Source organism: Curtobacterium sp. MMLR14_002, assembly GCF_001864975.1.
Lineage (GTDB): Bacteria > Actinomycetota > Actinomycetes > Actinomycetales > Microbacteriaceae > Curtobacterium > Curtobacterium flaccumfaciens.
Genome location: NZ_MJGT01000094.1, coordinates 116021 through 141811, shown reverse-complemented (window position 1 = coordinate 141811; position 25791 = coordinate 116021). Strand labels below are relative to the sequence as shown.

28 protein-coding genes are annotated in these 25791 nt (G+C 71.0%); 19 read left to right on the top strand and 9 right to left on the bottom strand.

Going from position 1 to position 25791, the window contains the following annotated elements; genetic code table 11:
* Window positions 1-3: 3 nt before the first annotated feature.
* Together BIU91_RS15855 and BIU91_RS15850 are read right to left on the bottom strand one after the other, a co-directional pair.
* Complete coding sequence (locus tag BIU91_RS15855) at window positions 4-942, bottom strand: aldo/keto reductase family oxidoreductase (RefSeq protein ID WP_139196610.1); 939 nt, start codon at window positions 940-942, stop codon at window positions 4-6.
* A gap of 51 nt (window positions 943-993) precedes the next feature.
* On the bottom strand, window positions 994-1614 hold the full coding sequence (locus tag BIU91_RS15850; RefSeq protein WP_071406223.1) for a hypothetical protein: 621 nt from the start codon (window positions 1612-1614) through the stop codon (window positions 994-996).
* 68 nt (window positions 1615-1682) lie between these two features.
* Between BIU91_RS15850 and BIU91_RS15845 the strand changes: the two genes are divergently transcribed.
* Window positions 1683-2495: a putative RNA methyltransferase gene (locus BIU91_RS15845; RefSeq protein ID WP_084741353.1), complete on the top strand. Its 813-nt coding sequence runs from the start codon at window positions 1683-1685 to the stop codon at window positions 2493-2495.
* A 19-nt stretch (window positions 2496-2514) separates the two neighbouring features.
* On the opposite strand, the gene BIU91_RS15840 is transcribed toward BIU91_RS15845, so the two are convergent.
* Window positions 2515-2934, bottom strand: a complete 420-nt coding sequence (locus tag BIU91_RS15840) for a VOC family protein (protein ID WP_071406222.1) — start codon at window positions 2932-2934, stop codon at window positions 2515-2517.
* Between the two features lie 62 nt (window positions 2935-2996).
* Here BIU91_RS15840 and BIU91_RS15835 point away from each other — a divergent pair, with 62 nt between their 5' ends.
* From BIU91_RS15835 to BIU91_RS15800, 9 genes are all read left to right on the top strand, one after another.
* Window positions 2997-3713 (top strand): WYL domain-containing protein, encoded by a 717-nt coding sequence (locus BIU91_RS15835; protein WP_366556903.1) that lies wholly within the window; start codon window positions 2997-2999, stop codon window positions 3711-3713.
* Window positions 3710-3940, top strand: a complete 231-nt coding sequence (locus tag BIU91_RS19545; protein ID WP_366556902.1) for a WYL domain-containing protein — start codon at window positions 3710-3712, stop codon at window positions 3938-3940. The genes BIU91_RS15835 and BIU91_RS19545 overlap by 4 nt, the downstream gene beginning before the upstream one ends.
* 250 nt (window positions 3941-4190) lie before the next feature.
* Entirely contained in the window at window positions 4191-4280 is a 90-nt protein-coding gene (locus BIU91_RS15830) for a potassium-transporting ATPase subunit F (RefSeq protein ID WP_017887940.1), read from the top strand.
* A complete protein-coding gene (kdpA, locus tag BIU91_RS15825; RefSeq protein WP_071406221.1) occupies window positions 4280-5962 on the top strand; it encodes a potassium-transporting ATPase subunit KdpA in 1683 nt (560 codons plus the stop codon). Before BIU91_RS15830 ends, kdpA begins: the two co-directional genes overlap by 1 nt.
* Window positions 5959-8058: a potassium-transporting ATPase subunit KdpB gene (gene kdpB, locus BIU91_RS15820; RefSeq protein WP_071406220.1), complete on the top strand. Its 2100-nt coding sequence runs from the start codon at window positions 5959-5961 to the stop codon at window positions 8056-8058. Before kdpA ends, kdpB begins: the two co-directional genes overlap by 4 nt.
* A gap of 2 nt (window positions 8059-8060) precedes the next feature.
* Window positions 8061-8660, top strand: coding sequence for a K(+)-transporting ATPase subunit C (kdpC, locus tag BIU91_RS15815; RefSeq protein ID WP_071406219.1), 600 nt, complete (start codon window positions 8061-8063; stop codon window positions 8658-8660).
* A 121-nt stretch (window positions 8661-8781) separates the two neighbouring features.
* Window positions 8782-11274: an ATP-binding protein gene (locus BIU91_RS15810; protein ID WP_027466796.1), complete on the top strand. Its 2493-nt coding sequence runs from the start codon at window positions 8782-8784 to the stop codon at window positions 11272-11274.
* Window positions 11271-11954: a response regulator gene (locus tag BIU91_RS15805; RefSeq protein WP_027466795.1), complete on the top strand. Its 684-nt coding sequence runs from the start codon at window positions 11271-11273 to the stop codon at window positions 11952-11954. The genes BIU91_RS15810 and BIU91_RS15805 overlap by 4 nt, the downstream gene beginning before the upstream one ends.
* Before the next feature lie 107 nt (window positions 11955-12061).
* On the top strand, window positions 12062-12580 hold the full coding sequence (locus tag BIU91_RS15800) for a helix-turn-helix transcriptional regulator (RefSeq protein ID WP_071406218.1): 519 nt from the start codon (window positions 12062-12064) through the stop codon (window positions 12578-12580).
* Here the strand turns inward: BIU91_RS15800 and BIU91_RS15795 are convergent.
* Window positions 12564-13409, bottom strand: a complete 846-nt coding sequence (locus BIU91_RS15795; RefSeq protein WP_071406217.1) for a LuxR C-terminal-related transcriptional regulator — start codon at window positions 13407-13409, stop codon at window positions 12564-12566. The two genes, BIU91_RS15800 and BIU91_RS15795, sit on opposite strands and share 17 nt — an antisense overlap.
* Before the next feature lie 110 nt (window positions 13410-13519).
* Between BIU91_RS15795 and hxlB the strand changes: the two genes are divergently transcribed.
* From hxlB to BIU91_RS15780, 3 genes are all read left to right on the top strand, one after another.
* The gene (gene hxlB / locus BIU91_RS15790) at window positions 13520-14083 is read left to right on the top strand and encodes a 6-phospho-3-hexuloisomerase (RefSeq protein ID WP_071406216.1); all 564 of its coding nucleotides are present in this window, start codon (window positions 13520-13522) and stop codon (window positions 14081-14083) included.
* Window positions 14084-14094: 11 nt separating this feature from the next.
* Window positions 14095-14718: a 3-hexulose-6-phosphate synthase gene (gene hxlA / locus BIU91_RS15785; RefSeq protein WP_071406215.1), complete on the top strand. Its 624-nt coding sequence runs from the start codon at window positions 14095-14097 to the stop codon at window positions 14716-14718.
* Between the two features lie 125 nt (window positions 14719-14843).
* Window positions 14844-15566: an alpha/beta hydrolase gene (locus tag BIU91_RS15780; protein ID WP_071406214.1), complete on the top strand. Its 723-nt coding sequence runs from the start codon at window positions 14844-14846 to the stop codon at window positions 15564-15566.
* 71 nt (window positions 15567-15637) lie between these two features.
* Here the strand turns inward: BIU91_RS15780 and BIU91_RS15775 are convergent, their stop codons facing one another.
* Window positions 15638-16993, bottom strand: a complete 1356-nt coding sequence (locus tag BIU91_RS15775) for an APC family permease (RefSeq protein ID WP_071406213.1) — start codon at window positions 16991-16993, stop codon at window positions 15638-15640.
* A gap of 201 nt (window positions 16994-17194) precedes the next feature.
* On the opposite strand from BIU91_RS15775, the gene BIU91_RS15770 reads away from it, so the two are divergent.
* From BIU91_RS15770 to BIU91_RS15760, 3 genes are all read left to right on the top strand, one after another.
* A complete protein-coding gene (locus tag BIU91_RS15770; protein ID WP_071406212.1) occupies window positions 17195-17962 on the top strand; it encodes an HAD family phosphatase in 768 nt (255 codons plus the stop codon).
* Between the two features lie 73 nt (window positions 17963-18035).
* Window positions 18036-20546, top strand: coding sequence for a glycosyl hydrolase family 65 protein (locus tag BIU91_RS15765; RefSeq protein WP_071406211.1), 2511 nt, complete (start codon window positions 18036-18038; stop codon window positions 20544-20546).
* 196 nt (window positions 20547-20742) lie between these two features.
* Entirely contained in the window at window positions 20743-21510 is a 768-nt protein-coding gene (locus tag BIU91_RS15760) for an SDR family NAD(P)-dependent oxidoreductase (RefSeq protein ID WP_071406210.1), read from the top strand.
* Between the two features lie 24 nt (window positions 21511-21534).
* On the opposite strand, the gene BIU91_RS15755 is transcribed toward BIU91_RS15760, so the two are convergent.
* The 3 genes from BIU91_RS15755 to BIU91_RS15745 are packed head-to-tail and all read right to left on the bottom strand — an operon-like array spanning window position 21535 to window position 22723.
* Window positions 21535-21921, bottom strand: coding sequence for a VOC family protein (locus BIU91_RS15755; protein WP_071406209.1), 387 nt, complete (start codon window positions 21919-21921; stop codon window positions 21535-21537).
* Window positions 21918-22433, bottom strand: a complete 516-nt coding sequence (locus tag BIU91_RS15750) for a DUF1697 domain-containing protein (protein WP_071406274.1) — start codon at window positions 22431-22433, stop codon at window positions 21918-21920. The genes BIU91_RS15755 and BIU91_RS15750 overlap by 4 nt, the downstream gene beginning before the upstream one ends.
* Before the next feature lie 26 nt (window positions 22434-22459).
* On the bottom strand, window positions 22460-22723 hold the full coding sequence (locus BIU91_RS15745) for a hypothetical protein (RefSeq protein WP_253183782.1): 264 nt from the start codon (window positions 22721-22723) through the stop codon (window positions 22460-22462).
* 103 nt (window positions 22724-22826) lie between these two features.
* Here BIU91_RS15745 and BIU91_RS15740 point away from each other — a divergent pair, with 103 nt between their 5' ends.
* The 3 genes from BIU91_RS15740 (at window position 22827) to BIU91_RS15730 (ending at window position 24132) form a co-directional block, all read left to right on the top strand.
* Window positions 22827-23291, top strand: a complete 465-nt coding sequence (locus BIU91_RS15740; RefSeq protein WP_071406207.1) for a hypothetical protein — start codon at window positions 22827-22829, stop codon at window positions 23289-23291.
* 100 nt (window positions 23292-23391) lie between these two features.
* A complete protein-coding gene (locus tag BIU91_RS15735) occupies window positions 23392-23640 on the top strand; it encodes a hypothetical protein (protein WP_220038343.1) in 249 nt (82 codons plus the stop codon).
* 39 nt (window positions 23641-23679) lie between these two features.
* Window positions 23680-24132, top strand: a complete 453-nt coding sequence (locus tag BIU91_RS15730) for a hypothetical protein (RefSeq protein ID WP_071406205.1) — start codon at window positions 23680-23682, stop codon at window positions 24130-24132.
* A gap of 155 nt (window positions 24133-24287) precedes the next feature.
* On the opposite strand, the gene BIU91_RS15725 is transcribed toward BIU91_RS15730, so the two are convergent.
* Window positions 24288-25763, bottom strand: coding sequence for an NCS2 family permease (locus tag BIU91_RS15725; protein ID WP_027466783.1), 1476 nt, complete (start codon window positions 25761-25763; stop codon window positions 24288-24290).
* Window positions 25764-25791: the final 28 nt, after the last annotated feature.

Sequence of the window (25791 nt, the reverse complement as noted above, 5' to 3'; positions counted from 1 at the left end):
GGTTCAGGGAACGGTGTGTCCGGCCGCGGTGAAGATCCGGTACCACTCCTCGCGCGACAGCTCGACGTCCGAGCCGGCTGCCGAGTCCCGCACGCGCTGCGGGTTCGTGGTGCCGAGGACGACCTGGAAGTGCGCGGGGTGGCGGGTGATCCACGCGACCGCGATGCCGGTCGGGGTGACACCGTGTGCGGCGGCGACCTCCTCGAGCACGTCGTTCAGCTCGGCGTACTGCTCACGGTCGCCCAGGAAGACGCCGTCGAAGAAGCCCTTCTGGAACGGCGACCAGGCCTGCAGCGTGACGTCGTTGATGCGCGAGTAGTTGAGGATGTCGTTGTCGCGGTCCACGGACTGCTCGAGGCCGCCCATGTTCGCGGTCAGGCCCTGCGAGATGACGTTGGCGTGGGTGATGCTCAGCTGCACCTGGTTGAACGCGAGCGGCTGGCGGACGTGCTTCTTGAGCAGGTCGACCTGGCCGGGGGTGTGGTTCGAGACGCCGAAGTGGTGCACCTTGCCGGCGGCGTGCAGCTCGTCGAAGGCCTTCGCGACCTCTTCCGGCTCGACGAGGGCGTCGGGGCGGTGCAGCAGCAGGACGTCGACGTACTCGGTCTGCAGTGCCTCGAGCGACTCGTGCACGGACTCGAGGATGTGCTCGTACGAGAAGTCGAAGTACGCGCCCTTCGGCGTCGGCCGGATGCCGACCTTGGTCTGCAGCACGATCTCGGCGCGTTCCGCGGGCGTCAGCGTGACGGCGGCGCCGAACCGCTCCTCGCAGCCGTGCCACTCGCCGTAGACCGCGGCGTGGTCGAACATGTTCACGCCCGCATCGCGCGAGGCGCTGTAGAGCGAACGGATGTCCTCATCGCTCATGTCGTTGATCCGCATCAGTCCGACGACGACGTCGGAGGCGGTGAGGTCTGTCTGTGGCAACTCCAGTGTCTTCACGCCGTCGATCCTGCCAGCCGGTCCCCGGCACAGGCAGGCCCTGCCAGTACCTCAGGCGCGTTCGGGCAGCAGGACGGCGAGCACCTCGGAGCCGTCCGTCCACGTCCCGGTCAGCGTCTCGCCCTCGGGCAGGGCCGTACCGACGACCCGAGCGATGACGATCGTGCCGTGGTCGGTCGCGATCGACGTCACCGCACCCGTCGTCGTCGCGTGCACCGAGGTGACTGTAGGGGAGTCCGGCGCGGAACCGCTGCCGCTGGCCCAGGCGTCCTTCGGCCGCTGTCCGGCACCGTTGGCCAACTCGAGCTCCGCTTCGTGCCCGCCGGTGACGATCGCCCGGCGCAGGACATCAGCGTGGACCGGATCACCCACGGCGTCGTACACCCACCGTCGCCCGAGCACGGAGTGGTCCATCTCGGTGACCAGGAACGCGTCGGCACCCGGCAGTGGTGCGTCCCGGTAGGTCAGTGGCGCCTGCAGGACCCGGCCGTCGTCGGTGCGGACGAGGAGCACCTCGACGCCGACCTCGCCAGCGGGGTCGTCGAACCGGAACTGCCCGATGACCTCGAGCGGCGCTCCTGCGACGACGCCGCTCCACGCCTGGTCGGGGAGCCAGGCGGCGAGCGCCTCGGCCTTGGAGGGGCGGAGCGTTGCCTGCTCGATGACTGCCATGTCCTGACCGTACTGCCGCGCAGGCAGCGACATCCGGTCAGGGGGAGCCAGCCCCGTACGCTGGGCCGGTGCGTGACGACCTGCTGCCGATGCTCGCCTGCCCCGTGTGCGCCGAGCCCCTCGGCCGCGTCGACGGCGGCCAGGTCGGCTGCCCGAACGGTCACCGGTTCGACGAGGCGAAGCAGGGCCACCTGACGCTCCTGCCCGCGAAGCGGCGCGCACTCACCGCGGACACCCCGGAGATGGTGGACGCGCGGCTGCGGTTCCTGGGGCGCGGCCACTACGCGCCCGTCGAGCGGGCGCTCGCCGCGATCGTCGCGGACGCCACCGCGCCCGGCATCGTGCTCGACGTCGGTTCCGGCCCAGGGACCTACCTGGCGCATGCGCTGCGCGCGGCGGGCGGGAGGCTCGGGGTCGCGTTGGACTTGTCGGCCGTCGCGATCCGGCGTGCGGCACGCGCCCACGAGCGCGCGGGGGCCGTCGTCGGGGACGTGACCGAGCGCCTCCCGGTCGTCAACGGCGCTGCCGCCGTCCTGCTCGACGTCTTCGCGCCCCGCAACCAGACCGAGTACGCCCGCGTCCTGCACGCCGACGGCGTGCTCGCGGTGGTGACCCCGCGGGCCGGCCACCTGGCGGAACTCGCCGAAGCGACGATCAGCGTGGACCCGGAGAAGGAGCGCCGGCTGCACGACTCCCTGACGCCGTCGTTCGCGCTGCGGTCCTCCGAGGACCTGACCTGGTCCATGGAGCTGTCGGCGGAGGACGTCCACGACGTCGTGCACATGGGGCCGAGCCACCACCACGTCGCGGCGGACACCGTGTTCGAGCCGGCGACGGTGACGGCCGCGGTCACCGTGTCGACGTGGACGCCGACGCGCTGACCGCGACCGTCAGGACGGATCAGTCGCCAGCCGGGGCGACGTCGAGCTGCCAGACCACGCCGAAGCGGTCGCGCAGCTGCCCGGCCAACGGTGCCCAGGCCGAGGGTTCCAGGGGCTGCCGGATGTCGGCGCCGTCGGACAGTGCGGCCCAGTACCGCTGGATCTCGGCCGTGTCGTCGCCGTGCACGAACACGTAGAAGGCATTCGATCCCTGGTCGTAGGGCTGTCCGGGCCAGACGTCGAAGGCCATGACGCGGAAGCCGGCGGCCGTGGAGACCTGCCCGAAGACGATGCGGTCCGCCCAGGCCGGGTCGTCCAGGGCGCCCATCTGGCCGTAGGTGGCGGCGGTGACCTCGCCGCCGAAGACCGATGCGTAGAAGTCGAGCGCCGCGCGGGCGTCGCCGTCGAAGTTGAGGTGGGTTGTCGTCTCGATGCTCATGGGACGAGGATGACGGGCAATGCGGTCAGATCGTGTCCGCTTCTCGGACGAAGATGGACGCCATGGCCGGACCCTCCGCACGGATGCTCGCGCTGCTCTCCCTGCTCCAGGTGCACCGCGACTGGCCGGGAGACGAGCTCGCCGGTCGGCTCGACGTCAGTCCGCGCACCGTCCGCCGCGACGTCGATCGTCTCCGCGGGCTCGGGTACCGGGTGGAGGCACTCCGTGGCCCGGCCGGCGGCTACCGGCTCGAGGCCGGCTCCGACCTGCCCCCGCTGCTCTTCGACGACGACCAGGCGGTGGCGATCGCCCTGGCGCTCGCCGTGGCACCGGCATCCGGGGCGGACGTCGCCGAGTCGGCGGCCCGCGCCCTGGCGACCGTTCGGCAGGTGATGCCCGCGCGGCTGCGGTCCCGGGTCGACACGGTACAGGCCGTGACCGCGACGAGCAGGACCACCACCGACCCGGAGGTCCTGGTGGCGGTGAGCGAGGCCGTCCACCTGCAGGAGGTCTTCCGCTTCGGGTACGGCGACGACGAGACCCCGCACCGGGTGGAACCGCACGCCGTCGTCGCCCGGAACGGTCGCTGGTACCTGCTCGACTGGGATGCCGATCGCGACGACTGGCGCACGCACCGCATCGACCGGATCACGCCCCGGATGCGCACGCGCGTCCCCTTCACGCCACGTCCGATCCCCGGTGGCGATGCGGCCGCGTTCGTGTCCGCGCGGTTCAAGGGGTCGCGGTCGACGACGTGTGGCCGTGCACCGGTTCGGTGACCACGACGGCGGGCGATGCGCGGCGGATCGCGCCGTACCTGCCCGAGGACGCCGTGGTCGAGCAGCTCGAGGACGACCGGGCCCGCGTCACCCTCGGGTCGTGGTCGTGGGACGGCCTCGCCGGAGTCGTCGCCGGGCTGGCCGTGCCGATCCGGGTCGAGGGGCCGGAGGCGCTGCGTGGCGCAGTCCGCGACCTGTCGACTCGACTTGCGACCGCGGCCGACTGAGCCGCCTCGGTCCGCGCGTTAGGAGCGTGCATGCGTCCGCCAGGGCGGCGTCAGGGATCCGTTAGGAGTGGCCTGGAGGCGCGGCGCAGGATCCAGCATCGGTTCGGCACCACTCGTGGTGCCGGTCCGCGTCACCCGGCGCGGACACCGCAGATCTTCTGGAGTCCCTCGTGTTCGACGTGTTCGTCGTCGCCGGTGTCCTCGCCGTGTTCGGCGTGGTGGCACTGATCGCCAAGGGGGTGGAACGGCTGTGATCGGCATCACCATCGCGGCCGCCGTCCTCGGCATCGCCGCAGTCGTGTACCTCGTCTGGGCGCTCGTGCGTCCGGAGCGCTTCTAGTGGGCGCCGCGGACGTCTGGGCGGGCATCGCCCAGGTCGCCACCCTCGTCCTGCTGCTCGTCGTCGCGTACCGCCCGCTCGGTGACTGGATGGCGAAGGTCTTCACGCCCGTCCGCCACAACCGGGTCGAGCGCGGGGTCTACCGGCTGATCGGGGTCGACCCGGACGCCGAGCAGTCCTGGCCCGTGTACCTGCGCGGCGTGCTGCTCTTCAGCGTCGCCGGGCTCCTGCTCGTCTACCTGCTGCAGCGCATCCAGGTCGTCCTGCCCGGTGACCTCGGGCTGCCCGGCGTCGGACCGTCGCTCGCGTTCAACACCGCGGCGTCGTTCGTGTCGAACACGAACTGGCAGTCGTACTCGCCCGAGGTCACCCTCGGCTACACGGTGCAGATGGCCGGCCTGGCGGTGCAGAACTTCCTGTCCGCGGCCGTCGGCCTCTCGGTCGCCGTGGCCCTGGTGCGTGGGTTCGCCCGTCGCAAGTCCGGCACGCTCGGCAACGTGTGGGTGGACATCGTGCGCGGCCTCGGCCGTCTGCTGCTGCCCGGCGCGTTCGTCTTCGCGATCGTCCTCGTCGCCGGCGGGGTCGTCCAGTCGTGGGGGAGCGGCACCGACGTCACCACGCTCATCGGTGGCACGCAGCACATCCCGGACGGGTTCGTCGCGTCGCAGGAGGCGATCAAGGAGCTCGGCACGAACGGTGGTGGCTACTTCAACGCGAACTCGGCGCACCCGTTCGAGAACCCGCAGGCGTGGACGAACCTCGTCGAGATCTTCCTGATGCTCGTCATCCCGTTCTCGCTCCCGCGCACGTTCGGGCGCCTGGTCGGCGACGACCGCCAGGGGTACGCGATCCTCGCCGTGATGGGCGCGATCTTCCTCGTGTCGCTGTCGGTCATGTCGATCGCCGAACTCGGCGGCGGCGGTGTCGCCACACACGCTGCCGGTGCCGCGATGGAGGGCAAGGAGAGCCGCTTCGGCATCCTCGGTTCGACGCTCTTCTCGACCGCGACCACCTCGACGTCCACCGGTGCGGTCAACGCGATGCACGACAGCTACACCCCGATCGGCGGGATGATGGCGCTCGTCAACATGATGCTCGGCGAGGTCACCCCCGGCGGCGTCGGATCCGGCCTGTACGGCATGCTCGTGCTCGCCGTCATCACGGTGTTCATCGGTGGCCTGCTCGTCGGTCGCACCCCGGAGTACCTCGGCAAGAAGATCCGCGCCAAGGAGATGACCTTCGCGGCGCTGTACATCCTCGTCACGCCGACGCTCGTGCTCCTGGCCACCGGGCTCTCGCTCGTGATCCCCGGGGTCCGGGAACAGGTGCTCGGGACGTCGATCTTCAACCCCGGCAACCACGGGCTGACCGAGCTGCTCTACGCCTTCACGTCGGGTGCGAACAACAACGGTTCGGCCTTCGGCGGGCTCACCGCGAACACCACGTGGATGAACTCCTCGCTCGGCGTCGTGATGCTGCTCGGCCGCTTCGTGCCGATGGTGTTCGTCCTGGCGCTCGCCGGGTCCCTCGCCGCGCAGGACCGGGTGCCGGAGACCGCCGGCACGCTGCCCACTCACCGCCCGCTGTTCATCGGGCTGCTCGGCGGCGTCGCCGTCATCGTCACCGCACTCACCTACTTCCCGGTGCTCGCACTGGGTCCGCTCGCAGAAGGACTGTCATGACCACCCCCGTGACCACGGAGTCGGAACCGCGCACCGCCGTGGAACCGGCCACCCGCTCGTCCGCATTCGGACCCCGCCAACTGGTGGCGGGCCTCCCGGGCGCCCTGCGGAAACTCGATCCGCGACTCATGTGGCGGAACCCCGTCATGTTCATCGTCGAGGTCGGCGCGGCGCTGACGACGGTGGCCGCCGTCGTCGAGCCGTCCGCGTTCACCATCGCGATCGCCGTGTGGCTCTGGCTCACCGTCGTCTTCGCCAACCTGGCGGAGTCGGTGGCGGAGGGCCGTGGCAAGGCGCAGGCCGACACCCTGCGGAAGACCCGCTCGACCACGAGCGCCCGCCGGGTGCTCGGGTACGCGACGACCGACGCGGCCGCGACCGGCAACGAGACCGAGGAGGTCGCGTCCGTCGACCTGGCCAAGGGCGACGTGGTCGTGGTCGTCGCCGGCGAGGTCATCCCGGGCGACGGCGACGTCATCGACGGCATCGCGTCGGTCGACGAGTCGGCCGTCACGGGTGAGTCCGCACCGGTCATCCGCGAGTCCGGCGGTGACCGCAGTGCCGTCACCGGCGGCACCCGGGTGCTGTCGGACCGGATCGTGGTGCGCATCACCTCGACGCCGGGCGAGACCTTCATCGACCGGATGATCCGCCTGGTCGAGGGTGCGGCACGGCAGAAGACACCGAACGAGATCGCGCTGAACATCCTGCTCGCCTCGTTGTCGATCGTCTTCGTGATCGTCTGCCTGACGATGCAGCCCATCGCGGGACTCGTCGGTGCGACGGTCAGCGTGCCGGTGCTCATCGCCCTGCTCGTCTGCCTCATCCCGACCACCATCGGAGCCCTGCTCTCCGCGATCGGCATCGCCGGCATGGACCGGCTCGTGCAGCACAACGTGCTGGCGATGTCGGGCCGCGCGGTCGAGGCCGCCGGCGACATCACGACGCTGCTGCTCGACAAGACCGGCACGATCACCTACGGCAACCGTCGGGCATCCCGCGTGGTGCCGGTGCCGGGCGTGAGCGAGGCTTCGCTGATGGAAGCGGCAGCCCTGTCGAGCGCTGCGGACTCGACCCCTGAGGGACGTTCGATCGTCGACCTGGCGCGCGAGGACGGCGCCGCGGTCGGCCTGCCGGACGGCGCCGTCGAGGTGCCGTTCACGGCGCAGACGCGCATGTCCGGTCTCGACCTGCCGGACGGGTCGCAGATCCGGACGGGCGCTGCTGCGGCAGTGCTCGCCTGGGCGGACACCACCGAAGCCGGTGTGGTGTCGGCCATCGACGCGACTGTTGCGGAGATCTCCGACCAGGGCGGCACCCCGCTCGTCGTCGGCCGCCGCTCCTCCGACGGCGCGGTCGCCCTGCTCGGCGTCGTGCACCTGAAGGACGTCGTGAAGGACGGCATGGCGTCGCGGTTCGCCGAGCTCCGGTCGATGGGCATCCGCACGGTGATGATCACCGGGGACAACCCCCGCACCGCGGCCGCCATCGCCCACGAGGCCGGCGTCGACGACTTCCTCGCCGAGGCCACCCCGGAGGACAAGCTCGCCTACATCAAGCGCGAGCAGGAGGGCGGCAACCTCGTCGCCATGACCGGTGACGGCACCAACGACGCCCCTGCCCTGGCCCAGGCGGACGTCGGCGTCGCGATGAACACCGGCACGACGGCAGCGAAGGAGGCGGGCAACATGGTCGACCTCGACTCCGACCCGACCAAGCTCATCGACGTCGTCCGCATCGGCAAGCAGCTGCTCATCACCCGCGGTGCCCTGACCACCTTCTCCATCGCCAACGACGTCGCGAAGTACTTCGCGATCATCCCGGCGATGTTCCAGGCGGCGTTCCCCGGGCTCGCGGCGCTCAACATCATGGGGCTGCACAGCCCGTCGTCCGCGATCCTGTCGGCTGTCATCTTCAACGCGCTCGTCATCGTGGCGCTCATCCCGCTGTCCCTGCGTGGCGTCAAGTACCGCGCGGCCGCAGCGTCGTCGATCCTCGGCCGCAACCTGCTCGTCTACGGGCTGGGCGGCGTGGTCGTCCCCTTCATCGGCATCAAACTGATCGACCTCGTGGTCGGTCTCATCCCGGGGTTCTAGTCATGGCATCTGCACGTTCCACCTTCCGTTCCGCCGGTGTGGCCATCCGCCTCACCCTCGTCGCCACCGTCGTCCTGGGCGTCGGCTACCCGCTCGCCGTCTGGGGCGTCGGCCAGGCGGCGTTCCACGACCAGGCCAACGGTTCGATGGTCACGGACTCGTCCGGCAAGGTCGTCGGTTCCTCGTTGATCGGGCAGTCGTTCACCGGCAAGCAGGCCGACCGCTGGTTCCAGTCGCGGCCGTCCGCCGCCGGGGACGGCTACGACGCGGGGGCGTCCTCCGGCTCGAACCTCGGGCCGAACAACGCCGACCTGCTCAAGGCCGTCGAGGAGCGTCGTGCGGCGCTGGCGAAGGCCGACGGGGTCCCCGCCGCGCAGGTGCCTGCCGACGCCGTGACCGCGTCCGGTTCGGGGCTCGACCCGGACATCAGCCCCGCCTATGCGTCCCAGCAGGTGGCTCGAGTGGCCTCGGCGCGAGGCCTGTCGGTTGCTGACGTGCGGGCGCTCGTGGCCGAGCACACCGAGTCGCGGCAGCTCGGGTTCCTCGGCGAGCCCGTCGTGAACGTGTTGTCGCTGAACCTGGCCCTGGCGAAGTCCTCCTGACCGTGGGTGGCCCCTCCGCAAGACACCGGTGCTCGCGCGTCGAACACCCGCAATCCGCGGTGCGACAGGTGAACACCGGTGTTTTGCGGAGACCGACCCCCCGACGCGAGAGGATGAGCACGTGAAGCGCGGGAAGCTGCGGGTCCTGCTCGGTGCGGCGCCCGGTGTCGGCAAGACCTACACGATGCTCGAAGAGGGGCGTCGGCTGCTCGACGAGGGTCGCGACGTGGTCGTCGCCGTCGTCGAGACGCACGAGCGCGCCGCCACCGCGGCACTGGTGAACGGGCTCGAGGTCGTGCCCCGCCGCACCGTCTCGCACCGGGGCGTCGACCTCGACGACCTCGACCTCGACGCCGTCATCGCCCGGGCACCCGAGGTCGCGCTGGTCGACGAACTCGCGCACACGAACGCCCCGGGGAGCCCGAACGAGAAGCGCTGGCAGGACGTGGAGGCACTGCGGGACGCCGGCATCGACGTCATCTCGACCGTCAACGTGCAGCACATGCAGTCCCTCGGCGACGTGGTCCGCGAGATCACCGGCACCGTGCAGCGCGAGACCGTCCCCGACGCCGTGGTGCGCGCGGCCGACCAGATCGAGGTCGTCGACCTGGCCCCGGCAGCGCTGCGCGAGCGGCTCTCCGACGGGCTCGTGTACCCGGCGGCCCGGATCGACGCCGCGCTGTCGAACTACTTCCGCCTCGGCAACCTCACCGCGCTGCGCGAGATCGCCCTGCTCTGGCTCGCCGACGAGGTCGACGACGCGCTCAAGGCCTACCGCGCCGAGCACGGCATCGAGCACCGGTGGGAGACCCGGGAGCGTGTGCTCGTCGCCCTGACCGGCGGCCCCGAGGGCGAGACCCTGCTGCGCCGCGGCGCCCGCATCGCCGCACGCAGTGCCGGTGGCGAGCTCGCCGCCGTGCACGTGACGACGAACGACGGCCTGCGCGTCCGGCACCCCGGTGCGCTCGGCAAGCAGCGGACCCTGCTCGAGCAACTCGGTGGCACGTACCACCAGGTCGTCGGCGACGACGTGCCGAGCACGCTGGTGCGGTTCGCGCGGTCGATCGACGCCACCCAGATCGTGATCGGGGTCAGCCGCCGCAGCCGACTCGCTGCCGCGATGACCGGCCCGGGGATCGGCAACACCGTGATCCGCGAGTCCGGCGACATCGACGTGCACGTCGTCACGCACGAGCGCGCCGGCGGCGGGATCACCCTGCCGAAGCTCGGCGGCAGCCTGTCCCGCGGCCGGGTGGTCGCCGCGTTCGTCCTGTCGGTCCTGGTCGGGCCGCTGCTCACGTGGGTGCTGTCGATCGGCAGCGATCCGGACGCCATCACGGTGGACGTACTGGCGTACCAGCTGCTCGTCCTCGTCGTGGCGCTCGTGGGCGGGATGTGGCCGGCGGTGTTCACGGCCGTGCTGTCCGGGCTGAGCCTCGACTACTTCTTCGTGCAACCCCTCTACATGGTCACCGTCCAGCAGCCGTGGCACCTGTTCGCCCTAGTCATGTACGTGATCAGTGCGGTCCTGGTCAGCTTCGTGGTCGACCGGTCCGCGCGGCGGTCGCGCGCTGCCCGTCGGGCCTCGGCCGAGTCCGGGCTCCTGATGGGCATCGCCGGCAGCGTGCTCCGCGGCGACGACGCCCTGCAGGCACTGCTCGACCGCACGCGAGAGGCGTTCGGCTTCGCCGGCGTCCGGATCCGCCAGGGTGACGAGGTGCCGGCGACCTCCGGCGAGTTCGGTGCGACGCCGGACGCGTCGACGACGCTGGCGTCCGGTGCCGTGCTCGAGTTCGCCGGTGCGCCCGACGACCCGACCCAGCGCCGACTGCTGCGGGTCGTCGAGCAGCAGCTCGACGCCGCCGTCGAGCACCGGGAGCTGACCCGCACCGCCGTCGGCGCCGAGCGCATCGCCGCCGCCGACCGGGTCCGGAGCGCGCTGCTCGCGGCCGTCGGCCACGACGTGCGCCGACCCATCGCCGCGGCCTCCGCCGCCGTGCAGACGCTGCGTGCGTCCGACATCGACCTGTCCGGGGCCGACCGGGAGGCGCTGCTCGCGACCGCCGACGAGAGCCTCGGTCAGCTGGCGGTGCTGTTGGCAGACCTGTTGGACGTCAGCCGCGTGCAGGCCGGAGTCCTCGCGGTCACCCCGGCGGCGATCGCGCTCGAGACGGTGGTCGCCCCCGCACTCGACGAGCTGGAGCTCGGCCCCGACGACGTCGACCTCGACCTGCCCGCGGACCTGCCGCCGGTGCTCGCCGACCCGGTCCTGCTGCAGCGCGTCGTCGTGAACCTGCTCGCCAACGCCGCCCGGTACGCGCCGGACGGCACCCACGTCCGGGTCGCCGCCAGCGCCTTCGCCGGCGGGGTCGAACTCCGCGTCGCCGACCACGGCCCCGGCATCCCCGAGGACCGCCGCGACGAGGTGTTCCAGCCGTTCCAGCGACTCGGCGACACCGACAACGAGACCGGGCTCGGGCTCGGGCTGGCCCTGGCGCGCGGGTTCACCGAGGGCATGGGCGGGACGATCGAGGTCGACGACACCCCGGGCGGTGGGCTCACCGTCGTGGTGCGGCTGCCGATCGCCGGGCACGTGGGAGTGGAGATCCGATGAAGGTCCTGATCGCTGACGACGACGCACAGCTCGTCCGCGCGCTGTCGGTGACGCTCTCGGCGCGCGGGTACGACGTCGTCACGGCTCGGGACGGGCGCGAGGCGATCGACGCCGTCATCACCGAGCGCCCCGACCTGGTGCTGCTCGACCTCGGCATGCCCCGGCTCGACGGCATCGGGGTGCTCGAGGGCGTCCGGGCTTGGTCGCAGGTGCCGGTCCTCGTGCTCTCCGGCCGGACCGACTCGTCCGACAAGGTCGACGCGCTCGACGCCGGTGCGGACGACTACGTGACGAAGCCGTTCCAGATGGACGAGCTCCTCGCCCGGCTGCGGGCACTCGGACGGCGGCGGGTGGTGGCGTCCGAGGAGACCCCGACGATCGCGATCGGACCGCTGCTCGTGGACCTCGTCGCGAAGCAGGTCACGCCGGCCGAGGGTCCGGCGATCCGCCTGACGCCCACCGAGTGGCGCCTGCTCGAGGTCCTGGTCACGAACCCCGACCGGCTGATGACCCGCGAGATGCTGTTGACCGAGGTCTGGGGGCCGACGCACGGCAACGACTCCGGGTACCTGCGGCTGTACATGGCCCAGCTGCGGCGGAAGCTCGAGCCCGACCCCGCGCACCCGCGCTACCTGGTGACGGAGTCCGGCATGGGCTACCGCTTCGCCCCCGGAGCGTAGGGGACCGCCGCCGCGGACACCCTGGCGGGTCGCTGTCGGGGAACTGTCGTGTCGGTGGCGGGTCCCTGTCGTGGTGCGGCGTTCCGCGGTTCCCTACTGTTCAGGACATGAACGAGATGCGGATCGGTGAACTCCGACGACTGCGGGGCTGGACCCAGGAACGACTGGCCGAGACGAGCGGCATCGCCGTGCGGACGGTGCAACGGATGGAGAGCGGCAACGACGCGAGCCTCGAGTCGCTGTCCGCGGTGGCCACGGCCCTCGAGGTCCCCGTGCGCGACCTGTTCGCCACCGAGGAGCCGGCCTCGCTCGACCCGGGGGTGCGCGGGCTCGACGAGCGCGCCGAGCGGGAGCAGGCGCAGCGCGACGAAGCTTCGCGCGGTTGGCAGTACCTGTACTCCGGCGTCGGCATCGTCGTGACGCTCGGCACCCTGGCACTGATCGGTTCGCGCATCTGGCCGGGGGCCGCGATCTTCGTCATCCCCATCTACTGGGCGGGTGGACGGCTGCTCTCGCAGTTCTTGATGGCGACCGTCGTCGAGCCCGCGCTCGACCGTCGGTACCCGTTGTCGCGGTCCCGTCGGGACGCCTCGTCGCGGTCCCGTCGGTTCACGCCCGGGAACTGAACGCCGCGAGCTCGGCCCGGGTCCGGGCGCCGTGCTTCCGGAGCAGGTTCGCCACGTGGTACTTCACGGTGTTGACGCTGATGCCGAGTCCCTCGGCGATCTCCCGGTTGCCCACACCGGTCGCCACGAGCCGCAGCACGTCGCGCTCCCGCGGGGTCAGGTCGCCGTCGTCGACCGCGTCCACCTCGGTCGGCCGCGGGTCGAGCGGCAGTGAGATGTCGAGCACCGATCCCCAGCCGGGCGTGCTCGCGACCTGCACCCGGCCGTCGAGCGTGACGACCCGCTCCGCGATCGGCCGCATGGCGTCGTCGTGCACGTCGAGCGTGCCGGAGCCGTCGTCGCGGAGCTGCATGAGCAGGTTCCGGCCGTCGCAGTCCCACTGGATGCGCACCCGCTTCGCCGCACCGTCGTCGACCAGGGCGAGCACCGCGGTCCGCACGATCGCCCGGGCCGCGTGGGCGACGTCGCCCGGCAACGCACGACCGGTGGCCGGCGGTTCGACGAACTGCACGTCGAGGTCCCCGAAGCGCACGAGCGGCCGCAGGTCGGCGCGCAACCGCGAGAACGCGCCGGTGACGGGTTCGAGCAGGGTGCTCCGCTGCTGATCGGTCACGGTGCGCAGGTCGACGAGGGCGGCCGAGGCGATCTCGACGGCCTCCGCCCGGGCAGCCGCGTCGGTGACCCGCGACGACCGGAGCACGGCGAGGACGGACTCGAGGGTCAGCGCGTGCCGGTCCGCCTGCTCGGCGACGGTCCGGGCGTGCTCGGCGGCCGCGAGCCGGATGGCGGAGCCGCCCCGAGCCTCCAGGGTGTCGACCGATGCGTCCATGGACGCGACGGTACCCGTCCCACCCGAGCGGACGGGCCCACCCGATGGGATGGGGTCCCTGCCGGGGCGGGTAGCGGCGTGCCGAGGCGCGCGACGGAAGGATCGAGGGCATGGCAGCAACCACCGTCTCCGCAGCGCTCGACCTGGTCGTCCGCGAGGTCGGCGACCTGGCGGCCCGCCTCGACGACGCCCCGGCCCAGCGCGCACTCGACCTGATCGAGGGCGCCGACCGGGTGTTCGTCCACGGCGCCGGTCGCTCCGGCCTCGCCCTCCGCATGACCGCGATGCGCCTCATGCACCTCGGGCTCGACGCCCACGTCGTCGGCGAGGTCACCACTCCGGCCATCCGTCCGGGTGACCTGCTCCTCGTCGCGAGCGGCTCCGGTACGACCACCGGCATCGTGCAGGCCGCGCGCACCGCGCACGAGGTCGGCGCATCCGTCGTGGCGCTCTCGACCACCGACGACTCCCCGCTCTCCGAGCTGGCGGACGTCACGATCGTGCTGCCCGCCGCGACGAAGACCGACCGCTCCGGCACCGCCTCGGCCCAGTACGCCGGTGGCCTCTTCGAACAGGCGGTCGCCCTGGTGGGCGACGCCGTGTTCCACGCCCTGTGGACCCGAGGCGGGCAGTCTGCCGACGACCTCTGGCCCCGTCACGCCAACCTCGAATGAAAGGCACACCCATGCAGCTCCAGTTCGCCATGGACACCCTGACCACCGAAGCCGCCCTCGAGCTCGCCGCCGCGGCCGCGCCGCACGTCGACGTCCTCGAGCTCGGCACGCCCCTGATCAAGAGCGCCGGCCTGTCCGCCGTCACCGCGATCAAGGAAGCACACCCCGACAAGATTGTGTTCGCCGACCTCAAGACCATGGACGCTGGTGAGCTCGAGGCCGACATCGCCTTCTCGGCCGGTGCCGACCTGGTCACCGTCCTCGGTGTCGCTGGCGACTCGACGATCGTCGGCGCCGTCAAGGCCGCCAAGAAGCACGGCAAGGGCATCGTCGTCGACCTGATCGGCGTCTCCGACAAGGCCGCCCGTGCCCGCGAGGTCGTCGCGCTCGGCGCCGAGTTCGTCGAGGTCCACGCCGGGCTCGACGAGCAGGCGGAAGAGGGCTTCACGTTCTCGACCCTGCTCGACGCCGGCAAGGACTCGGGCGTCCCGTTCTCGATCGCGGGCGGCGTGAACGCGTCCTCGGTCGCCTCGGTGCAGGAGGCCGGTGCCCGCATCGCCGTCGCCGGCAGCGCGATCTACAGCGCTTCGGACGTCGGCGCAGCAGCCGCCGAGATCCGCGCCGCCATCAAGTAGCGCGTCCCGGTCGCCCTTCCCGGGCGACATCGTGAGCAGGAATGGTCGGGTGTGCACGTCGCACCCGACCATTCCTGCTCACGAAGCGAACGCCGCCGGGCCCGGATGCGCCGTACGGTGGCCACATGAACCGAGCGCTGCGCTGGACCACCTGGATCGTCGCCGTCGTCGTGCTGATCGCGGTGGTGTTCCTCGTCTGGGCGCACATCGTGATGCAGGGCACCCGCAGCGCTGCCCTGCAGGTCTGGCGCGACGACCGGATCGCGGTCCGGGACGCCGGTGACTCGGTGGTGATGACCCCGACCGGCCAGGCCGACGGGGTCGGGATCGTCTTCATCCCCGGCGCGAAGGTCGATCCGTACGCCTACATGGCCACGTTCCGGCAGGTGGTCGCCAACGGCACGACGGTGGTCATCACGAAGCCGACGCTGAACCTCGCGTTCTTCGACACCCGGCCACTCGCCACGTTCGAGGCCCACGCACCCTCCGTCGCCCGCTGGGCGGTCGGCGGGCACTCCCTCGGCGGGGTCCGCGCGTGCCAGCTCGCCCAGGACGCCGACGGCCTGCTGCTGCTCGGCAGCTACTGCGCGAACGACATCAGCCGGTCGTACATCGACGTGCTGAGCGTCTCCGGTTCGCGTGACGGTCTGTCGACCCCGGCCAAGGTCGACGCCGCGCGGGACAAGCTGCCGTCGACCGCCACCATGACCGAGATCCAGGGGTCGAACCACGCCGACTTCGGTGCCTACGGCGACCAGCCGGGCGACCGCACGGCGACCATCAGCCGTGCTGATGCCCGCACCCAGATCTCGGACGCGATCGAGGCCTGGGTGCGCGACCTGCGCTGACCACGCGGGCGGAGCGGCGGACGCACCACGGGCCTCCAGACGGTCTGCCTGGAGGCCCGTGGGACGTGACGTCAGTGGATCACGCCCGCCTCGTGGTCGCGTCCGGAACGTCGCCCGGTGAACCGGGCGACGAAGTACAGGACCACGCCGACGGCGAGCAGGATCGCGGCGTAGATCCAGACCTGACCGCTCTGCTGCGTGAGCAGCAGGATGCACGACAGCACCCCGAGCACCGGGACGAACGTCCAGACCCGGAAGTGGTCGTGCTCGACGCGGTCGCGGCGGAGCACCAGGACGGCGACGTTCGTGCTGATGAACACGAAGAGCAGCAGGAGCACGACGGTCTCGGCCAGCACGCCCACGTCGCCCACCAGGGTCAGGAGCATCGCGACGATCGTGGTGGCGACGATGGCGGTCCACGGGGTCTTCCGGTTCGGCAGGACCTTCGCGAGCAGGGCGGGCAGGAGCCGCTGCTCGGCCATGCCGTAGGTCACGCGGCTCGACATGATCATCGTGAGCAGCGCGCCGTTCGCGACGGCGACCAGGGCGATGAGGCTGAAGACCCAGTCGGGGATCGGGACGCCGGTGGCGGAGACGACCGCGAGCAGCGGGCCGCTGGACTCGGACAACTCCGACGCGGGCAGGGCGATCGCGCTGGCGAGGGCGACGAGGACGTAGACGACGCCGGCCGTGGCGAGGGCGCCGAACAGGGCCTTCGGGTAGACGCGGCGGGGGTCGCGGACCTCCTCCGCGATGTTGGCGGACGTCTCGAAGCCGACGAACGAGTAGTAGGCGACGATCGCGGCGCTCAGGGTCGCGAGTGCCGGGTTCGCCTCGGACGGGAACGCGCCGATCCGGGAGACGTCACCGCCGCCACCGCCGAGCATCACGGCCACGACGACGATCACGATGACGAGACCGGAGACCTCGATGATCGTCATCACGACGTTGCTCTTGAGCGAGTCGGAGATGCCGCGGGCGTTCAGGCAGGCGATCAGGGCGAGGAAGACGATCGCGGTGGGCACGGGCGGCAGGTCGACGAAGGTGCCGAGGTAGTCGCCGGCGAAGGCGAGCGACAGGCCGGCGGCGCTCGTGACGCCGGCGGCGAGCATGCTGAACCCGACCAGGAACGAGACGATCGGCGCCTTGTAGGCGCGTTCGGCGAAGACCGCGGCACCGCCGGCCTTCGGGTACTTCGTCACGAGTTCGGCGTAGGAGCCCGCGGTGAGCAGGGCCAGCAGGAGCGCGAGCACCAGCGGTGCCCAGAGTGCGCCGCCGACGTCCTTCGCCAGCGTCCCCATCAGGGCGTAGATGCCGGCGCCGAGCACGTCGCCGAGGATGAAGAGGAACAGCAGCGGGCCGGTGATCGCCTGGCGGAGCTTCGACTGCGTGCCGTCGTGGGGTGCGGCCGTGGTGTCGCTGGTCATGGTGGTGCCTTTCGTCCGGGTCAGCGTGCCGGGGCGTGTCTCAGAGGCCTCACAGGTGCACCGTGGCGGGGGTCCTCCCTGCACGGCGGAGCGTCCGGTGAACTCGCTCCACAGGGTGCGGCGCGTCGGAACGTCCGGACTGGAGCGGTCCTAGACTCGTCGCGAGCCATTCGTCCACCACCAGTCCCCGGAGGACCGCAGATGACGACGCAGGACCAGCGCACGCCCGCGCGACTCAGTGACCAGCGCGCGCTCCTGTTCGACCTCGACGGCGTGCTCACCCCGACCGCCGACGTCCACATGCGCGCGTGGAGCCGACTGTTCACGCCGTACCTCGAAGCACACGGGGTCGCGCCGTACACCGAGCAGGACTACTTTACCTCCATCGACGGCAAGCCCCGCTACGACGGCGTGCGCTCGCTGCTCGAGTCGCGCGGCATCGACCTGCCGCAGGGCACCCCGGACGACGCGCCGGACACCGACACGGTGTGCGGGCTCGGCAACCGGAAGAACGCGGAGTTCACCGCCGAGCTCGACGAGCACGGCGTCGAGCCCTACCCGGGGTCGCTCCGGTTCCTGACCGCCGCGATCGCCGCAGGCATGTCCGTCGCGGTCGTCTCGAGCTCGGCGAACGCCACGTCGGTGCTCCGGACGGCGGGCATCCTCGACCGGTTCCCCGTCGTCGTCGACGGGCTCGTCGCGCGCCAGGACGGCCTGACCGGCAAGCCGGCGCCCGACACCTACCTCGACGCGGCGACCCGGTTCGGGCTCACCGCCGCCGAGTGCGTCGTGGTCGAGGACGCCACCAGCGGGGTCGAAGCCGGCCGCAACGGGTCGTTCGGTCTCGTCGTCGGTGTCGACCGCGGCGCCGGGGCGGACGCCCTGCGCGAGCACGGTGCCGACGTCGTCGTGTCCGACCTCGACGAACTCATCGACCAGCTGCCCGCACCGGCCACCAGCACGACGTAGGCCACCCGGCCGGACGCTCCCTGGCTGCCGGCCGCACCGACGCACCCATCTCCCTCCCTTCCCACGGAGCAGCATGAACCCCATCACCTCGGACCCCCTCGACCGCGTCCGCTACCCGATCGACGAGTGGGCCCTCGTCGAGACCGAGTACACCCCCGACGAGCAGGGCGTCGCCGAGACGAACTTCGCCGTCGGCAACGGGTACCTCGGCCTGCGCGGGAACCTCGACGAAGGCCGCGGCGGCGTGCAGTACGGCACGTACATCAACGGGTTCCACGAGACCTGGCCGATCCGGCACGCGGAAGACGCCTTCGGCTTCGCGAAGACCGGGCAGACGATCATCAACGCGCCGGACGCCAAGGTCATCCGCCTCTACGTCGACGACGAGCCGCTCGTGCTGGCCGAGGCCGACATCCTCCGGCACACCCGCCGGCTGGAGTTCCGCGGCGGGTACCTGTTCCGCGAGACCGAGTGGTCGACGCCGTCCGGCAAGCGGGTGCTCATCCGGGCACGTCGACTCGTGTCGTTCACCGACCGGCACCTCGCCGTCATCGACTACGAGGTCACCGTGCTCGACGCGGACGCCTCGATCCTGCTGTCCAGCCAGATCCTCAACCGCCAGGACGTGCAGGACGAGTACCACGCCGGCATGCGGGCCGCGGCGAACGCCTTCGACCCCCGCAAGGCCGAGTCGTTCACCGAGCGGGTGCTCGTGCCGAAGCTCAAGCGCAGCACCGGCGGCCGTTCGGTCCTCGGGTACCAGGCGTCCAGCTCCGGCATGACGATCTGCGTCGGCGTCGAGCACCACATCGAGACCGAGAACAGCTGGGACGAGTCGTCGTCGATCGAGGACGACCTGGCGAAGCACGTCTACCGGGTGCAGGCCCGCGCCGGTCAGCCCATCCGGCTCGTGAAGCACGTGGTCTACCACACCTCCCGCGGGGTGCCCGTGCGCGAGCTCGCCGACCGGTGCGACCGCACGCTCGACCGCGCGCACGCCGAGAACGTCGACGAGACCTTCGCGAAGCAGCGCGACTGGCTCGACGACTACTGGGCCCGCAGCGACGTCGAGATCGCCGGTCAGCCCGCGATCCAGCAGGCCGTCCGCTGGAACCTCTTCCAGCTCGCGCAGGCCACTGCCCGCACCGACGGCCACGGCATCGCCGCGAAGGGCGTCACCGGCTCCGGCTACGGCGGCCACTACTTCTGGGACATGGAGATCTACGTCCTGCCGTTCCTGTCGTACACGGCGCCGATCGTCGCCCGGAACGCCCTGCGCTTCCGCTACAACATGCTCGACGCGGCACGGGCGCGGGCGCGCGAGCTGAACCAGCGCGGTGCCCTGTTCCCGTGGCGGACGATCAACGGTGAAGAGTCCAGCGCGTACTACGCCGCCGGCACCGCGCAGTACCACATCGACGCCGACATCTCGCATGCGCTCATGCAGTACGTGCGGGCCTCGGGCGACCGCGAGTTCCTGAAGCGCGGCGCCATCGACGTGCTCGTCGAGACCGCGCGGCTCTGGGCTGACCTCGGGTTCTGGCGGTCCAACGGCGACAAGAAGTTCCACATCGACGGCGTCACCGGGCCGGACGAGTACACGACCGTCGTCGACGACAACCTCTACACGAACGTCATGGCGCGGGCGAACCTGTGGTTCGCCGTCAACGCCTGCCGCGAGCTCGCCGCCGACGACGCCGAAGAGTACGACCGCATGGTGCGCCGGACCGGTCTGCAGCCGGACGAGCTCGTCGAGTGGGAGCACGCCGCCGAGTCGATGGAGATCCCCTTCGACCCGCATCGCGGCATCCACCCGCAGGACGCCCAGTTCCTCGACAAGGAACTCTGGGACCTCGAGAACACCCCCGAGTCCAAGCGCCCGCTGCTGCTCCACTACCACCCGCTGGTGATCTACCGGTTCCAGGTGCTGAAGCAGGCCGACGTCGTGCTCGCGCTGTTCCTGCAGGGGCACGAGTTCACCGCGGCCGAGAAGCGTCGCGACTTCGACTACTACGACGCACTCACCACCGGTGACTCGACGCTGTCCGCGGTCGTGCAGTCGATCATGGCGGCCGAGGTCGGGTACCACGACCTCGCCGACCAGTACTTCCAGACCGCGCTCTACGTCGACCTGGCGGACCTGCACGGCAACACCTCGGACGGCGTGCACATCGCGTCGACCGGCGGTATCTGGGGCGCGCTCGTCAATGGCTTCGGCGGCATGCGCGACCACGGCGGCCGGATGAGCTTCAACCCGCGGCTGCCGAAGCACTGGGACCGTCTGTCCTACCGTCTGACGGTGCGCGGATCGCGGGTCCGGGTCGACCTCGAGCAGGAAGCCATGACGCTCACGGTCGAGACCGGTTCGGGCTTCACGGTGTGGGTGCACAACCAGCAGTGGGACATCGAGGCGGGGGAGCCCACCGTGGTGCCGCTGCCGCACCACGGGCCGCGCATGTCCGGGCACGCCCCGACCACGAGCGACATCCAGGGCACGCTGCGTGCGGACGGCTCGGTCATCACCGCGTCGATCCCGACGATCTCCCTGGAGCGCGACTTCGACCTCGACGACTCGACCGGCTGACACCAGTACTTGCCCTGCCCTGCGCTGCAGTCGCACGTCGCCCCGGTTCCGCCTCGCGGGGCCGGGGCGACCTTGTTCCCGGGACGTTGCCGGCGCCTCCGAACGCGTCCAGTCGGTCCGGGGCACCGTGGTCTGCCGTGCCCCTCGGGTCGATGGCGTCTCCCCGGGCACGGTTCGTGCAACGAGAGGAGACATCATGGGCAACCGGTTCGAGGGCAAGGTCGCGATCGTCACGGGAGCGGGGTCCGGCATCGGTGAGGCGACGGCGCGGGCGTTCATCGACGAGGGCGCGTCGGTCGTGCTGACCGACAGCGTCGAGGAGAAGGTCCGCGCGGTGGGTGACTCCCTGCCGACGCACCGGGTCGTCGCCCTGCACGCCGACGTGGCGAGCCCGGAGGACTGGGAGACCGTCGTCTCGGCGGCGATCGACCGCTTCGACCGGCTCGACGTCCTGGTGAACAACGCCGGGACCTTCAGCTCGGGCGACATCACCGACATCAGCACGGCCGAGTGGCGCCGGGTCATCGAGACCGACCTGTCCGGTGTGTTCTACGGCACCCGGGCGGCCCTGCCGTTCCTGCGCGAGACGAAGGGGTCGATCGTCAACACCTCGTCGGTCTCCGGTGAGGACGCCGACTGGCGGATGAGCCCCTACAACGCGGCGAAGGGTGGCGTGACGAACTTCACCAAGGCCGCTGCCCTCGACAACGGGCAGTTCGGCGTGCGCGTGAACGCCGTCGCTCCGGGACTCATCTGGACCGACCTGACCCAGGAGCAGGCGGAGGACGAGGCCCTGCAGTCGAAGTTCACCGAGCGCATCGCCCTCGGCCGCGGAGGTCGCTCTGCCGAGGTCGCCGAGGCGATCCTGTTCCTGGCCAGCGACGCTGCCTCGTTCATCACGGGTGCGGTCCTGCCGGTGGACGGCGGCACCATGGCGAGCAACGGGCAGCCGCCGCAGGCCTGAGCCACCCCGGCCCCGGCGGCACCTTCAGCTGGCGACGAGCTCGACCTTGAACCGCTCGGCGTCCTCGAAGAAGGCCGCGTGGTGCTCCGGACCACCGGCGAACGGGTGTCGGTCCTCGTACAGGCGTGCCCAGCCGTGACCGGGAGCCGCGGCCCAGAGTCGCTCCACCGTCTCGGCAGCACCGGCGTGGAACGCCAGGTGGCTGAGCCCCGGTCGGCGGCGGTCGTGATCGCCGTCCAGCGGTGCCGATTCGAGCACGACGTACAACGGGCCGAGCCGCCAGCTCCTGCCGCGGTCCCACTGCTGGAACGGCTCGTAGCCGAGTTCGCCGAGCAGCCAGCCCCACGCCCCGGCGGCGGTGTCGAGGTCGGCGGTGCGGAGCTCGACGTGGTGCAGCGTGCCGATCGTCACAGGAGCTTCCGCAGGGTGTTCGTGTTGCGGGTCGTCGTCGTGCGCTTGAAGCGTGCGGCGCCGGCCCGCTTGGCGAACACGGTGTCGGTGCTCGAGCCCTTCGGACACGACCAGTAGACGACCCCGTCGCCGCGGGCGACCTGCTCGACCGAGTCGTCGTGTTCGCGGTCCGCGACCAAGGCGTCGAGCGCATCGTCGTCGGACCCGAACACGACGTAGTCGTGCCGTTCGTCGGCACGCGCGAAGGGGAACCCGTCGACCACGGCCGCGAGGGCGTCGTGCCGGACGAGCACGATCCAGGCGTCGTAGCCGAACCGGTCGCGCAGCCCCTGCTCGATCGACGTCTTGAGCTGCTCGGCGGGCACGTCGGCGGAGAACACGACGTTGCCCGAGGCGAGCACGGTGCGGACGTCGTCGAACCCGAGCTCTCGGAAGAGCTCCGCGAGTTCAGCGCTCCGGATCGTGATGCCGTTCACGTTCACCCCGCGCAGCAGCGCCACCCACCTGTCCATGTCCGGACGGTAGCGGTCCGGGCCGCTCACGTCCACGTCCGGGCCACGCCCCAGCCGGCACCCTGCGGAACGATGTCGACCACCAGGGCCTCACCGTCGTCGTCGCTGGTCGCCTGGAACCGCCAGCCCACCGTGCGCTCGGGCGCATGGGTGATCGCGGTGGGCAGTTCGGCGCGCGTCACGGTCAGCCGGGTGGGGGTGTCGCTCACTCGCCAGCGCCGTCCGGCCCACACGAGCCGCGTCGGCGTGCCCTCGACCCACCACACCGTGGCGGCCGTGTCGGTGATCATCATCAGGTCTCCTCGTTCGAACGTGTGTTCGAATGGTAGGTGTCGACCTCCGACGTCGCAACCGACCGTTGCGTTCAGAACACGTTCTGAATAGGCTCGATCCATGACGCTCGTCGCTCCGCCCCGATCCCGACGGTCGGTGCAGTCCTCTGACCTCTCACGCCACGCCAAGCAGGTGTTCGCTGCCGCCGAGGAAGCCCCGCTCGAGGTCACCCGTCGCGACGGGAAGCCCCTCGTCCTCACCACGAAGGAACGATCCGACGACGACGACGCGGTCCTCGACATCGCGGCGCAGCTCATCGCCGCGGTGACGCTCAACGAGCAACTGCCACTCCACGATCGGCTGGCGATCCCGTACCCGTGGATCAAGCTCCTCGGCGCCGCAGACCAGCAGCGCTTCGCCCGGGAGATCGTCGACGTCGCCCGTGGCTCGTTCTCGCTCCGGCAGCCGCGCAGGCTCCTGCTCGAGATGCAGGCGTGGCGCAACAGTGCCGAGGCGATCGCCGCGGGCTGGGACACCGGAGAGCCGGAGATCCTCGCCGAGCCGATCCGCGTCCAGAAGCCCTGACGCGATGGCGGGCCGGCGCGGCGGGGTCCCCCGGCCGATCCGTTCGACGGGGTACACGATCGTCTTCGGGACGCGCGGCGCGGAACAGGGGTGGCGCGACGTGGTGGCGGTGCAGCGGAACGCAGTCGCTGCCGCGTGGGATCGGCTGACCACGGATCCGTTGACCGAGGACCTGTCCTGCCACGCCCTGCGCGGGGAACTCGGTGTGGTTCGACACTCCGGCCGGGAGTGGACGCGTCGTCAGTTCGAGCTGAAGCGCGGCGCCCGGATCTGGTTCACGGTCGACGTGGATGACCGGGTGGTGTGCATCACCGACGTGCACACCCACCACCCCAACCAGACGAAGTGACTGCGCTCGGCCTCGGCAGTCGTCGTGTAGACGGGACCCATGACGAACGACGCACAGGGCCCCGACGCGCAGCACCAGGTTCCCGAGGGGGTGTCCGAGGCCACGGTCGAGGCACTCGGCAGCCTGTCCGCCGCGGTCGAGGTCATCGAGCACGCCCGCGGTCTGCTCTACGGGTTCCACCGACTGACCGGCACCGCTGACCTGAACCTCGGTGAGGCGGTCGAGCAGCTGCGGAAGGCCGGGCACACCGAAATCGCCGAACGCATCGACACCGAACTCGTGGGCCGCAACGTCATCGCGGGCCGCTGGACGTTCCAGATCGTCGAGGACTACGACGACGGCTACTACGCCCTCGCCAAGGAGCTCGAGCGCACGGCGCGGGACGAGCTCGTGCAGGGCCGTCGCCACCTGTTCGAGGCGGGCATGAAGGAAGACCGTCGCACCCAGGACCAGCGCCACCACGAGGCGACGCCGAGCGACCTGCCGGACTGACCACGGGCCTCCAGGCCTGCGGAAGACGCCGGCGTCCTGCGGAAGACGCCCCGGAAACGTCGAGACGCCGCCGGAATCGGCGGCGTCTCGATGACACGACGGCGTCTTGCGCCAGGTCCAGCCAGACCCGGATCAGCAGGGCCCAGCAGCAAGCCTCAGCCGACGCCGAGCAGCGCCTCCAGCGGCCCCCGCGCGAAGTACAGCAGGAAGCCCGCGGCGACGACGTAGAGCAGCCACGAGACCTCACGGCCACGGCCGGACAGCAGCTTGATGAGCACCCAGCTGATGAAGCCGGCGCCGATGCCGTTCGCGATCGAGTAGGTCAGCGGCATGACGACGATCGTCAGGAACGCCGGCAGGGCCGAGCCGAAGTCCGACCACGAGATGTCCGCGACCTGCGCGACCATGAGCGCACCGACGACGACGAGCCCGGCGGCGGCGACCTCGAGCGGGACGACCTGGGTGAGCGGCGTGAGGAACATCGACGCCAGGAACAGCAGGCCGGTGACCACCGAGGCCATGCCGGTGCGGGCACCTTCGCCGATGCCGGAGGCCGAGTCGATGAAGACGGTGTTCGACGACACCGACGCGCCGCCACCGGCGATCGCGCCGACGCCCTCGACGACGAGCGCCGACTTCAGGCGGGGGAACGTGCCGTCCGGCTTCGCGACACCGGCGGCCTTGGCCAGACCGGTCATGGTTCCCATGGCGTCGAAGAAGTTCGTGAAGACGAGGGTGAAGACGAGCATCGACGCGGCGAGCGGGCCGATGCGGGTGAAGGCGCCGAAGACGTCGGCGTGGCCGACGAGCGACAGGTCCGGCACGGCGAACAGTGCGCTCGGCAGGCCGGGGGCGTTGAGGTTCCAGCCGGTCTTCGAGTCGACCGAGGTCGGCACCTGGAAGATCGCCTGCAGGATGATCGCGATGATCGTGGTCGCGACGATGCCGATGAGCAGCGCACCCTTGACCCGGCGGGCCATGAGCGTGCCGATGATGATCAGGCCGATCAGGAACACGATGGTCGGCAGGGCCCCGACGGAGCCGTCCTCGCCGAGCTGCAGCGGCGGCGACGCGAGCCCGGAGGACCGCACGAAGCCGGAGTCGACGAGCCCGATGAACGCGATGAACAGGCCGATGCCGACGGTGATCGCGGCCTTGAGCTGTGCGGGGACGGCGGTGAAGATCATCGTCCGGATGCCGGTCAGCGCGAGGATCACGATGATCACACCGTTGATGACGACCAGGCCCATCGCCTCGGCCCAGGTGACCTGGTGCACGACGCTGACGGCGAGGAACGAGTTGATCCCGAGCCCCGCGGCGATGCCGAACGGCAGGTTCGCGATGATGCCCATCGCAATGGTCATGACGCCGGCGACGAGACCGGTCGCCGCGGCCACCTGAGCGTTCTCGAGCCATCCGCCGCTGACGTCCTTGGCGGCCTGGTCGGCGCTGAACCCGCCGAGGATGAGGGGGTTCAGGATGACGATGTACGCCATCGTCACGAACGAGACGAGGCCACCGCGGACCTCGCGGGGGATCGACGATCCGCGTTGCGTGATGGAGAAGAATCGATCGAGGCCGGTCGCGAAGCGGTTCCGGGGCGTGGTGTCGGTCTGCGGGGCGCTCACCACGAGAGTTTAAAGGACGCTGGGTTTCGGG